Genomic DNA, 12,087 nt, shown 5'->3' with positions numbered 1-12,087 from the left:
GATATAAGAGTAAAAATTTCCTCATGTACTCATCGATTAATTAATAGACCTAGTCAAGTAAAGTAAAAATAATAATTCCAATAGTAGAGATACCCATGGATATTGAACCCCTCCCTGGAATGAAGATCAACGGCCATGAAATGGATCACAGATTCCTTGAGACCCTCCGTACAATCGGGGAAACCTTCTCCCAGAGGAAGGCTGCAAGGATACTTGGTGTGACACCACAGGTTTTAAACAGGAGGATTCTTAGGGCAGAATCCCTTCTGGGGGTTAAACTCGTAAAAAGCAGTGGTGCTGGATCAGAACTCACGCCTGAGGGTATGGATATCCTCAGAACCTACATGCGCCACCTGAAAATCCTCAGTGGGTCAGGAAGGCTCATGGTTGCTGCGGGTTATGTCTCATCAAACCTTGCCGAGGTCCTCATCGAGAGGTTCGGAGTGGAGGCATCCCTGTTTTCATGCTGTGATGATGACCTCTTCCACCTTGCAGAAAGAAGCATCCTTGATGTGATCTTCCTTGACGATCCCCTCCAGGCCTACCAGAGGGGCCTCGACTTCGTGCCGGTTGCATACGACCACCTGGTGCTTGTGGGTGGTGATGCGAGAACCATGAGGGAACTTGATGGCTCATCATTCGTTGGGGTTGAGGGTTCAGCTCAGAGGCTGGCCTGGGAGGTGCTCTCAGATTCGGGTGTCAGTTTTGAAATTGTGAGGAATGTCCGGTCCCCATACCATGCCCACAGGATAGTAAAGAGTGACCAGGAGCTCAGGACATTCCTCAGTGCAAGCCAGTTCAGTGGCTCTGAAATCCTCCAGAATGAGACCAGGCACGTTATAAGTGCCGTGGTCTGCCGGGAAAGGGAGGGGGTTGAGGAATTCATGGATTTCATAAGGGGGGAGGGCCAAGAGGCTGTCCTGGAGGCGGGTTTTGAACCATTACACCGATCTGTTTAACGAATAATCAATGGTGTTATAAGTCGCCGGGGCAGAGTTAATTTATATTTTCAGGGTGATTCCATGAATGAAGACAGAGACCTTCTTGCTGTTGGACATACCGCCTTTGACTACATAATACAGCTTGATAAATTTCCCGAACCCAACTCATCAACGGCCATAAAGAGGATGAGGAACCTTCATGGTGGAGCTGCCGCCAACGTCGCCCTCGTGGGGTCAAAGCTGGGGCTTAGAACATCACTTGTATCAGCCGTTGGCGGCGACTTTGAGGGATCAGAGTACAGGAGGATACTTGAGGCCAGCGGCATAGATATAAGTTCCATGATTGTTGTGAAAGCTGAAACAACACCAACCGCCTTTGTGATGACAGATGCCGAGCATAACCAGATAAGCTACTTCTACTGGGGTGCCGCGGCACACTTCCGGAAGAGTGAAATCCCGCGCAGAGTAATAGAATCTGCCAGGGCAGTCCACCTTGCAACAGGAGACCCTACCTTTAACTGCAGATGCGGTGAATTTGCAAGGTCGCTGGGGAAGATCATATCCTTCGATCCCGGACAGGACCTCCACATGTACTCCAGGAGCCAGCTCGAGAGGGCTGTGGGGATATGTGACATCCTCTTCGGCAACCACCACGAAATAGACCGCATATGCTCCAGACTGGAGGTTGATGTTGAGGGTCTCAGAGACATGGGCCCTGATGTGGTGGTTAAGACCTACGGCAGTGATGGAAGTGTTATCTATGCCGATGATGTGATTAAAATCGATGCAATACCCCGGGAGGCTGCCGATCCCACAGGGGCCGGTGACTCATACAGGGCAGGGTTCATGAGGGCCTACCTTGCCGGTGCAGATCTCATGAACTGTGGCAGGTTTGCATCGGCGGTTGCATCCTTCATAGTGGAGGAGGAGGGGACTCAGACAAAAATTCCAGATCTGGAATCTGCTTTGAGTCGCTTTAAGAGGCACTGGGGCTATGAACCCCCCATATAAATTTAGCAGGAAAGGACCCTCATCGGTTCAGATAAACTATGAATGTTCCAATATCTTAAATGAAGGATCCCCTGACATCAGAGGCCATGAATTTTTATTAAGAAAATTAAAACCCCATAGTTTTTATAACTGGATTGGACAATATAAAATGCGCATGAATCTCATTCCAGCTGATCCCAATCATACCCTTACGGGTTAAAGGGTCAAACCAGACGGTGATTGTATGACTCAAATGGATGAAGCTAAAAAAGGTGTTATAACAGAAGAAATGAAGGCGGTGGCAGAGGCGGAGAACGTCACCCCAGAATTTATAAGAAGAGGAGTTGCCAGTGGAAGAATAGCCATCCCAAGCAACCTGAACAGGGACGATGTTGCCCCTGTCGGTATAGGCGAGGGTTTAAGGACCAAGGTCAACGCCACCATAGGGACATCCACCGACATCGTGGACTTCGAAATGGAGGAAGAAAAGGCCCGTGTCGCCATTGAAAACAAGGCAGACACCCTCATGGAGCTCTCAGTGGGAGGGGACCTCGATGAGATAAGGAGGCGTATACTGGACCTCTCACCAATACCCGTTGGAAGCGTGCCCGTGTATCAGGCAGCCATCGAAACCATAAGGAAGAAGGGCGCTGCCATTTACATGGACGAGGACGTCATGTTCAAAGCCATTGAGAAGCAGGCAAAGGATGGTATAGACTTCATGGCCATCCACTGCAGTGTCAACAGGGAAACCCTCAGGAGACTCAAAAGGCAGGGCCGTGAGGGTGGCCTTGTGAGCAGGGGAGGGGCCTTCGTATCAGCCTGGATGGTTGAAAACGGGCTGGAAAACCCCCTATATGAGAACTTTGATTACATACTCGAGATAGCCAAGGAACACGACTTTGTCATGTCCATGGCCAACGCAATGAGGGCCGGTGCCATTGCAGACTCAACCGACCGTGCCCAGGTCCAGGAACTCATAGTGCTGGGTGAACTCATCGACAGGGCCAGGGAGGCCGGTGTCCAGACCATCGTTGAGGGCCCGGGCCACATACCCCTCAATGAGATAAAGGCCAACGTTATACTCCAGAAAAAACTCTGCCGTGGAGCCCCATTCTACATGCTGGGACCAATAGTCACGGATATAGGGGCCGGTTATGACCACATAGTCTCATCGATAGGAGCCGCTGCATCTGCGGCTGCAGGTGCGGACTTCATCTGCTATGTTACACCTGCAGAGCACCTTGCACTCCCCTACCCTGAAGATGTGAAGGAGGGGGTCATTGCAACAAGGATCGGAGCCTACGTGGGTGACATGGTCAAGGGAATCCACAGTGGGGAGAAGGACCTTGAAATGGCCAACGCCCGTAAGAAGCTCAACTGGGAGGCCCAGTTCGATGCAGCCATGTGTCCTGCAGAGGCAAGGCGCATAAGGGACGAGCGTCCCCCTGAGGATCCAGACACCTGCACCATGTGCGGTGAGTACTGCGCTGTTAAGATTGTCAACGAGTGGCTTGACAGTGCAGATACCAGGATCTTCGACTGAACCTCCACTCCTTTTTTAGAGAAGGATTAATATATTTTGAAGTTCACACACTTTTTTACTGCACTGATTCTATCACGCTTTTTACAGGTGATCTGCTTGAAGCACTGGATTGAAAGGATAGCCGATGAACTTAAGGACAGGGATGTTGATGAGCACGTTGTTGCAAGCGGAACATCCATATCAGGCTCAATACACATAGGGAACTCCTGCGACGTTTTCATAGCAAGCTCAATATCAAAGTCACTTGAAAAGGATGGGTTCAGATCAAGGACCGTCTGGATAGCAGACGACCATGACCCCCTCAGAAAGGTCCCCTATCCACTCCCAGAAAGCTACGAGAAGTACCTGGGAGTACCCTACTCCATGATACCCTGCCCTGAGGGCTGCTGCGAGAGTTTCGTGGAACACTTCCAGAGACCCTTCCTGGATGCCCTTGAAAGGTTCAGGATAAAGGTGGAACACCATTCAGGGGCCCAGATGTACAGCGAGGGCGTCTACAATGACTACATAAGAACCTCCCTGAGGAGGGCCGGTGAGATAAGGGAAATATTTAACAGGTTCAGGGAAAGGCCCCTGAGGGAGGACTGGCTCCCCTACAACCCCATCTGTGAAAGCTGTGGCCGTGTGAACACCACAGAGGCATATGACTTCAGCGGGGACACCGTGAGGTACCGCTGTGAATGTGGATTCCATGGGGAGATGGACATAAAGTCAGGGCTCGGTAAACTCACCTGGAGGGTTGAGTGGGCCGCTAGGTGGAAGATCCTCGGCGTCACCTGTGAACCCTTCGGTAAGGACCATGCCGCGAGCGGCGGCTCATATGATGTGAGCAGTATAATCTCAGAGGAGATATTCGATTACCCGGCCCCCTACCCGGTTCCCTATGAGTGGATAACCCTCAGGGGGGAGGCCATGTCCAAGTCAAGGGGCGTATTCTTCACACCAGGCCAGTGGCTTGAGATAGGACCCCCCGAGAGCCTCAACTACTTCATATTCCGGAGCAAGCCCATGAAACACAAGGACTTCAACCCCGACATGCCATTCCTGGACCTCATGGACCAGTTCGACCGGACAGAGAGGATCTACTATGGTATGGAGGAGGCTGCCTCAGAGAAGGAGGAGCAGAAACTCAAGAGGATCTACCGGGTCTCAATGATAGACGGCGCTGATCTTCCACTGAGACCATCCTACCGCTTCATGACCGTGGCCTACCAGATCGCCGGGGACGACCTTGAAAGGCTCTACGGTATCCTCAAAAGGAACTCACAGATTCCAGATGAGTTCATGGACAAGGAACTTGAAGATTTAACAGACAAACAGTTAACCCAGCTGAGGGAACGGGTTGAAAATGTTAAAAACTGGCTCAGACTCTATGCCCCGGACTTCTTGAAGTTTCATGTCCAGGACGAACTCCCAGAGGTTGAACTCTCAGAGTCCCAGAGAAAATTCCTCGGGGAACTTGCAGATGTCCTTGAGTCCACGGATATGAGCCCGGAGGAGCTCCACGACGAAATGTACATTATACTCAGGAGGCATGGGCTCAAACCCCAGAAGGCATTCCAGGCCATATATAAGGTCCTGATAGGTAAGAAGATGGGGCCGCGGGCTGCATCATTCCTACTTTCACTTGAAAGGGACTTCGTGGTAAAAAGGCTCCGCTTAAAAGCCTGACAGTATGGTGGTCAGATGAAGGTGAAAATCATTGAAAGGGAGGTTATGGACCCCCTGGCAGATACCAGCATGGAGGAGATCCCCGTTAACAGCATAGGTGATGTCAGGACCATATCACTCTTTGATAACACAAAGCCCGGTGCAGACATCATACTGAGAATTCTGGAATCAGGGCTCAGTGGCTTCAATTTTATCTGGTCAGAGAAACCTGCAGGTGCACCTGCAAAGCCTGAACAGATAGAGATGGCTGCCAGGGGTGACCTCTGCATCCTTGCCCTGGGTGACTGTGGCTCCTGCACCACATGGGTGATCCTTGACGCCATCCGCCTGGAGGGTATGGGCGTCCCCACCATCTCCATCTGCTCAGACCGCTTCAGTGAATACGCCAGGAGACTGGCATCAGCCCACGGCATGCCCGGTCTTCGAATAGTTGAGGTGGAACACCCCATAGCGGGTCTGGAACCCGAAGCTGTGAGGAAAAAGGCCGAGAACCTGATACCATCCATACTGGACCATCTGAGGTGATAGATTGGTTAAAATCGATAAATCATGCGGATGCCTCATAGAGGACCTCCTGGAGGATGAAAGACTGTGCAGCTCATCCCCCAAGGATATGAAGGTCATGGTCGACCCTGACCCAGAGAGGATCAGCCTGGAATTCTATGAGAAGAGGATGACCGATGGACTACCCATCATACCGCCCACAGAGGCCCGTGTCAGAAAATTCTACAGATACACTCCCAGGAAACCAGAGGACGTTATAGCCACACTCCCCCCGAGGATGGGGATCGCCACCGTTGAGAAGGTGGCTGTGAATGCGGTGATGGCCGGCTGCATACCCCCAATGATGCCGCTCATAGAGGCATGCATCGAGGGTGTCGGACGGGAGGAATTCAACCTTGCAGGTATAAACGCCACGACACACCCCGTGGCTGTTGCTGTCCTGGTCAACGGCCCCGCTGCAGAGGAACTCGGCTTCAACTCAGATGTGGGATGCCTTGGACCCGGCAACCTTGCCTGTGCCACCCTTGGGCGTGCCCTGCGGCTCTCCCTCATCAACATTGCAGGTGCGGTGCCCGGGGTGGGTGACCATGCCACTATGGGTTCACCTGCAAAGTACAGCTACTGCTTCGCGGAGAATGAGGAGGAAAGCCCCTGGGAGCCCCTACACGTTGAGAGGGGTTTCGGCGCTGAAGAGAGCGCGGTGACCGTGATTGGAGCTGAGGCGCCACACAATGTGAATGACCACAGGAGCAGGACCCCCGAGGACCTCCTTGACACCATCGTACACACTGCATCGACGGCCGGCTGCAACAACAGCCACGTTCCAGGGGAGCTACTGGTTATAATGAGCCCCGAACATGCAGAGACCGTTGCATCACATGGATGGTCCAGGGAGGATGTTAAAAATTATATACATGAAAATGCAACCGTGGAGGCTCGCCTGGCTGACCGTGGTGGGAGGAAGCTGGATGAGGACCTCGTGACCGATGGGATGGTCCATATAACTAGAGGTCCCGAAGATGTCATCCTCGTGGTTGCCGGTGGTCCCGGGAGACACACCATGATAGCCCACGGTTTTGGAGGATCATCAGAGTCCCAGACGGTGCCCGTGAGGTTCAATGAAGACTAAAGTGTATAATTCAGTGCAATAACTCCATTTTACTACTTTTTCTGTCTTTAGACGTCCTCTTATGAGAAATCATTGCTTCCATTTCTGATGAAATACTCAGAAAGGGAAAAGGCTATTTATCTCCAGACACTGAGAGACTCCAAGGAGTTTCAGGGTAGATTTTAGTGTTATTAAAAAGAAAGCTCTTCAAATTTGAAGGAAATTCAATTAAAAATTGCAGACAGAAAAATACAATTCTGGATAGAGAACTGAGCTACTTAGGCTCAGATATTTATTCTCCTCCTATCCAGAAGTTCCTGCTGTTTACCCCTGTTCCAGCCACCGCTTGAGGACTTGGCCCTTCCGACCTGCTGCACGTAACCTGTGATCCGGTCATACCATTCAACATCATCCCTTTCACCGCAGCGGGCACAGGAATCCTGAAGCCCCCTCATGAGGGTCTTGCACCTGAGACAGAAGCTAAGGGCGTTGCTGTAGGCCCAGAATCCTATGTCACTGCTTCTGCAGATTTTTCGTGTGAGGCCCTCAAGTGCGGCCGGGTCGGGTTTTGCCTCGCCGAGCCAGGCGTTGAATATGTGGCCTCCCGGTGTGAGGGGGTGGTACTTCTCCTCGATCTTTATCTTCTGTACAATATCCACCTCTGCATCCACGGGTGTGTGGCTTGAATTGGTGTAATAGTATGCACCCTTGGTACCCTGGAGCACCGCCTCCTCAGGGTAGTGCTCATGGTCCAGCATCGCGAACCTGTGGGCAGTGGACTCAGCAGGTGTCTGGAGCACGCTCCACCTCCAGCCTGTCTCCTTCTTGAGTTCAGCTGCGCGTTCATTTATGTGTTCCACAACCCTCAGGCCGAACCTGTTGGATTCAGGGTCCTCTATACCGGAGCCCAGGTGGTACTCCAGCATCTCATTGAGTCCTGTGAATCCAAAGCTCATTGTGGCATTCTCTATCCTGTAGTAGCGCTCACCATCTATCTCCTGGGATAGGAATGGTAGAAGGTGGTAGTCATCCAGACAGTGGAGTGCCTGTTCCCTCCTTATCTTCAGGACCTCCACCGCCATGTCAATGTACTCATCAAGGTACTCGAAGAGTTCATCGTCATCCCTGGACTGGTATGCCACCCTTGGGAGGTTCAGGGTTATGTAGGCAAGGTTACCTGTCCTGAGGCAGTCCTCCTCCCAGTTACCTGTCCAGTTATCCGCCAGGCTCGTCCTGCAGCCCATGTAGTTGGCCATCTCACCCCGGTAATCTGCCAGCATGTTTATGAAGTAGGCTGTCCCGTACTTGGATGCCAGTTCATGGACCAGTCCAAGTTCCTCATGGAATTCACCCTTCAGTGTCTCCCGCCTTATGGTGTAGATGGTGTTGGGGAAGAGGTGGGGTTTGCCATCTGCATCCCCCTCAAGGAGTACCTCTGTGAACGCCCTTGTCAGTAACCTCGCCTCCTCTGCAAAGTCACCGTACACACCCACATGCTCACCCCTAGGTCCATAGGCGGGTTCATCCTCAAGGAACTCAGGGACCCCGAACTCAAGGTTTATACTTGTGAATGGCACCTGGCTGCCCCTAGCAGCGTAGGCCATGTTGAGGTTGAATATGAACATCTGGACAGCCTGTTTGATCTTCTCATAGGGAAGTCCAGAGGCGAAGGGTGCCACGAAGACGTTCCAGAGGCTCATTGCCTGGCCCCCTGACATGTTCTGCTGGGATGCCAGCATTATCTCCCCTGCATGGTTCATGAGTGTCTCCAGATGCTTTGGTGGTCCTGCCACCGAGGTATGGTCACCTGTACCGTCCACCCGGAGGCCGTGCCTTATGAAGAGCCTGAGGTCATGCTGTAGACAGTTAAGGGGCCTTGCAGCGAAGAATTCAAGGTCATGTATGTGTATGTCCCCTGACATGTGGGCGTCTGCAAGCCTCGATGGTAGTATGTGGAGAAGTGCATACTGTTTGAGGGCCTCGTCAGCCACGTACTTATGGACGGTCTCGGGGTTGTGGATCATGTTGGCGTTGTCCCTGGAGCCATTCTCTATGAGGTTTGTTATGTTGTAGACGGGGATACCGAGACGTGTGTACCTCCTCCGGAGGGTTTCAAGGCCGTGTTCTATGAGTTTGGTGTTCACGACCTCCCTTATCATCGGGGCTGTGAGGTACTCCACGTTGAGTTTCTTGAGTTCCCTCCAGACATCAGATGCTATTTCCCTTGCAACCTCCTTAGAGGCCCCGGCCTCCCTTACAAGGTTCTCCTCAATCTTTTTCTGGTCAAAGGTTTCTATCCTGTCCCTGGATGTTCTCACCCTCATTCTGTTGGCTGCAAGGTACCTGTCTGCCAGTTCCTCATCAACCTTCTTGAGGGCATCATAAACCAGGATCTTTATCTCCTTAGTGGTTATTCCATTATAGACTGACCTTGCAACCTCTGAGGCCACATTTTCGGAGGTCCATAGGCTGGCCCCCAGGTTCAGGAGGGATTTTACAAGTTTTTCATGGCTGAATTTTTCCCTTATACCATTATTTTTCAGTACGCATGTTTCTGCCTTTGTTGGTATGGCAGCCAGAAGACGTGAATCATCAATCACAGGATCACCATATAGCTCCTTTTGAAGTAATCAGATGGTTATTTATTATGTTTCTCATCATATAAAAAAGTGTCATTAGAGCTAAAAAATGGTTTTTTCCGATATTAGATACTCTAAAGTACTCAATTAAAGTATTAAAGCCTTTAAATTTTGAAACTGTTCGTATGAAAGAAAAAGGAATGGTTGTTTCTACTCCATTCTTATCTGCACGGCACCTATCCTTGGTGCCAGGACATTGTAGAACAGTGCTGTCAGTGCATAGACTATGAAGGCATAAAGGAATGCCCCAATGGTTACAATCACCAGTAAGATGAGCCCAACACTGTATTCTCCGCCGATAGCTGAAACTATGAATGCTATGATACCTATGATGAGACCTACAACCGCGAAAATTGACCCTGTTATGAGTCCAAGGGGTATTGCCTCGATCCTGTCTATGCTCATAAAGCCATCGCCGGTCTCTGTGAGTTTCAGTTTTATCATTGTGATCTTCCCTGAGAGGAAGTTGTAGAGGAGCAGTACAATGGCCGTTAATATGAAGGTAACTATGAATGTCATTATAGGTGTTATGACGATGTTGACGACGGTGCCGAGTGCCGTTGCAGAGCCTACCGCGGCCATGCTTGATACTGCTGAGGGTTCAACCGTCCTTGCAATGCTGAGGATTGCATTGAAGAATACCCACTGAAGGGGGGATACCAGGAGCTGGTATATGAATGTGAGAATTGCGCTGACGGCTGAGAGTATGAGTGCTGTGTTCACGATGTCAAATGATTCTATCTGCTCCATGTCAATGAAGCTGAGCCTGATACCGCCAAGCCGGGGCGTGAGGCCGTTGTAAATGAATGCCCTCAGGAATGATTCGACTATGCTAAGCAGGAACACTCCAACAGGTAAAACAACCAGTCCAACAACTGATATTCCAGTGATCAACCCCTTCAACACTTTCATCTCAGCTGGAAGTGCTGACCCTATTGCACCGGCAAATATCAGAATCAGGAGGGCGAAGAGGAATGCCCATACTGCCCCTATCGATGAGTTCATAATGGTGTAGGGGACAACCCTTACAGATTTTATTTCCTTTGGCTGCATATTATCACCAGCCATATCTATATGGTTATTGAACATATAAAACTTATGAAAACTTCATTCCGCCATATTAAACATTTTATATCTCTATGGTCCATGAATGGTTCAGAGCCAGTTCTCTGACTCCTCAAGGACCCGCTGAACTATCCTTGAGGCCGAACCAGTGTAGGTTTCAGGGTTCATTATCTCCTCAAGGTCATCCTCTGTAAGGTGCTCCATGATATCTTTCCTTTCAAGGACCACATCCTTTAGGTTCATTCCCTTCTGGTTTGCCTCGATGGCGCACTGGCGTACAGCGGCGTATGCTGTCTGCCTACCCATTCCCCTCCTTGTGAGCTCCGCCATTAACCTTTCAGCCATTATAAGACCACCTGTGAGCTCAAGGTTTCTTTTTATGTTTTCAGGGTAGAATACCAGGTTATTGAGCACGTCAAGTGTCAGTTTAAGTATGTAATCTGTGAGTATGCAGGCCTCAGGGAGGATTATCCTCTCAGAGGACGAATTTGTGAGGTCCCTTTCATGCCAGAGGGGATTGTTCTCAAGTGCAGCCACAACGTAGGACCTTATAACCCTTGCTATACCGCAGATCCTCTCGGCTGTTATGGGGTTCATCTTATGAGGCATTGTACTGCTTCCCACCTGTTTCTCAGGATCGAATTTTTCACCCACTTCCATTATCTCCGTCCGCTGGAGGTTCCTTATCTCCAGGGCTATCTTATCGAGGGTTGTGGCTATGTTTGCAAGGACCATTATGAACTCTGCATGGTTGTCCCGCTGGACAACCTGGTTGGATATGAGGACAGGTTCTAGTCCAAGGATCTCAGATACCCTCTCATGGACCTCGAGGCCATCCTCGCCCAGGGCGGCTGTTGTACCAACAGCACCGGTCATCATCCCCACGCAGAGCCTTTTTCTGCAGGCGTCAAGTCTTTCAATCTGTCTGTGTATCTCATCCGCCCACAGGGCGAATTTCATGCCATAGGTTGTTGGGAGGGCATGCTGGCCATGGGTTCTCCCCATGCACACCAGGTCCCTGTTCTCATCTGCCAGTTTCAGGAGTACCCTTAAAACCTTAACCAGTTTATCCCTCAGAACATCTATGGATTCCCTCAGGAGGAGGGAGTTGGAGGTGTCAACAATATCATTGGATGTTGCGCCGAAGTGCACGTATTCCCCTGCATCTCCCTCGCACTGCTCTGCCAGTGCCTTCACAATGGAGGCTATATCGTGTTTTGTCTCCCTTTCGATTTCGTTAACCCTTTCAGGGGTAACGAACTTGGTGCTGGCCTTCCTTGCGATCTCGGTTGCAGCCTCCTCTGGTATGATTCCCAGTTCACCCTCTGCCCTTGCAAGGGCGGCCTCCACATCGAGCATCCGCTGGAGTTTGTTTTCGGCCTCCCAGATAGCCTTCATTTCAGGGGTCCCGTACCTGAACTCAACAGGATGAATGGCCATTTTAACACTCCTCAACCAGAGAACCTGAGCACCAGGCAGAATACAGCCAGTATTATGCTCATCACGACGACCTGTTCAGGTGTGAGTTTTGGTCCCTTCGTTTCCTCTTCAAAGTACCTTACAAGACCTGCTCCGCTTGGTGGAAGTGTCTTTTTATCCTTCTTTGCCATGAAAAATCACCAT

10 protein-coding genes are annotated in these 12,087 nt (G+C 50.7%); 6 read left to right on the top strand and 4 right to left on the bottom strand.

Annotated elements, in window-relative coordinates; translation table 11 throughout:
- Nucleotides 1–95 precede the first annotated feature (95 nt).
- From QFX30_RS02560 to QFX30_RS02535, 6 genes are all read left to right on the top strand, one after another.
- Nucleotides 96–959, top strand: coding sequence for a LysR family transcriptional regulator (locus tag QFX30_RS02560; RefSeq protein WP_300487792.1), 864 nt, complete (start codon nt 96–98; stop codon nt 957–959).
- Nucleotides 960–1,022: 63 nt separating this feature from the next.
- The gene (locus QFX30_RS02555; protein WP_300487789.1) at nt 1,023–1,952 is read left to right on the top strand and encodes a carbohydrate kinase family protein; all 930 of its coding nucleotides are present in this window, start codon (nt 1,023–1,025) and stop codon (nt 1,950–1,952) included.
- 223 nt (nt 1,953–2,175) lie between these two features.
- The gene (gene thiC, locus QFX30_RS02550) at nt 2,176–3,477 is read left to right on the top strand and encodes a phosphomethylpyrimidine synthase (RefSeq protein WP_300487786.1); all 1,302 of its coding nucleotides are present in this window, start codon (nt 2,176–2,178) and stop codon (nt 3,475–3,477) included.
- A gap of 96 nt (nt 3,478–3,573) precedes the next feature.
- Nucleotides 3,574–5,148, top strand: coding sequence for a lysine--tRNA ligase (gene lysS, locus QFX30_RS02545; protein WP_300487783.1), 1,575 nt, complete (start codon nt 3,574–3,576; stop codon nt 5,146–5,148).
- Between the two features lie 15 nt (nt 5,149–5,163).
- Nucleotides 5,164–5,673, top strand: a complete 510-nt coding sequence (locus tag QFX30_RS02540) for a UGSC family (seleno)protein (protein WP_300487780.1) — start codon at nt 5,164–5,166, stop codon at nt 5,671–5,673.
- Nucleotides 5,674–5,677: 4 nt separating this feature from the next.
- Nucleotides 5,678–6,781 carry a hypothetical protein gene (locus QFX30_RS02535; protein ID WP_300487776.1) on the top strand — a complete coding sequence of 368 codons (1,104 nt, stop codon included), beginning with the start codon at nt 5,678–5,680 and terminating at the stop codon, nt 6,779–6,781.
- Between the two features lie 263 nt (nt 6,782–7,044).
- Here QFX30_RS02535 and nrdD read toward each other — a convergent pair whose 3' ends face one another.
- The 4 genes from nrdD to QFX30_RS02515 all read right to left on the bottom strand — a co-directional run bounded on the left by nrdD (nt 7,045) and on the right by QFX30_RS02515 (nt 12,074).
- Nucleotides 7,045–9,360, bottom strand: a complete 2,316-nt coding sequence (nrdD, locus tag QFX30_RS02530) for an anaerobic ribonucleoside-triphosphate reductase (RefSeq protein ID WP_300487774.1) — start codon at nt 9,358–9,360, stop codon at nt 7,045–7,047.
- A 189-nt stretch (nt 9,361–9,549) separates the two neighbouring features.
- Nucleotides 9,550–10,452 (bottom strand): hypothetical protein, encoded by a 903-nt coding sequence (locus tag QFX30_RS02525; RefSeq protein WP_300487771.1) that lies wholly within the window; start codon nt 10,450–10,452, stop codon nt 9,550–9,552.
- Nucleotides 10,453–10,554: 102 nt separating this feature from the next.
- Nucleotides 10,555–11,904, bottom strand: a complete 1,350-nt coding sequence (gene purB, locus QFX30_RS02520) for an adenylosuccinate lyase (protein ID WP_300487769.1) — start codon at nt 11,902–11,904, stop codon at nt 10,555–10,557.
- 11 nt (nt 11,905–11,915) lie between these two features.
- Nucleotides 11,916–12,074, bottom strand: coding sequence for a preprotein translocase subunit Sec61beta (locus QFX30_RS02515; protein ID WP_013294958.1), 159 nt, complete (start codon nt 12,072–12,074; stop codon nt 11,916–11,918).
- Nucleotides 12,075–12,087 lie beyond the last annotated feature (13 nt).

The organism is Methanothermobacter sp., from assembly GCF_030055435.1.
Lineage (GTDB): Archaea > Methanobacteriota > Methanobacteria > Methanobacteriales > Methanothermobacteraceae > Methanothermobacter.
This window is presented reverse-complemented; position numbering and strand designations above follow the sequence as displayed.

What these genes read in the sequence shown, in the direction of transcription:
- QFX30_RS02560 (WP_300487792.1), top strand. Translation starts at nt 96, where the DNA reads ATGGATATTGAACCCCTCCCTGGAATGAAGATCAACGGCCATGAAATG.
- QFX30_RS02555 (WP_300487789.1), top strand. Translation starts at nt 1,023, where the DNA reads ATGAATGAAGACAGAGACCTTCTTGCTGTTGGACATACCGCCTTTGAC.
- thiC (WP_300487786.1), top strand. Translation starts at nt 2,176, where the DNA reads ATGACTCAAATGGATGAAGCTAAAAAAGGTGTTATAACAGAAGAAATG.
- QFX30_RS02540 (WP_300487780.1), top strand. Translation starts at nt 5,164, where the DNA reads ATGAAGGTGAAAATCATTGAAAGGGAGGTTATGGACCCCCTGGCAGAT.
- QFX30_RS02525 (WP_300487771.1), bottom strand. Translation starts at nt 10,452, where the DNA reads ATGCAGCCAAAGGAAATAAAATCTGTAAGGGTTGTCCCCTACACCATT.
- purB (WP_300487769.1), bottom strand. Translation starts at nt 11,904, where the DNA reads ATGGCCATTCATCCTGTTGAGTTCAGGTACGGGACCCCTGAAATGAAG.
- QFX30_RS02515 (WP_013294958.1), bottom strand. Translation starts at nt 12,074, where the DNA reads ATGGCAAAGAAGGATAAAAAGACACTTCCACCAAGCGGAGCAGGTCTT.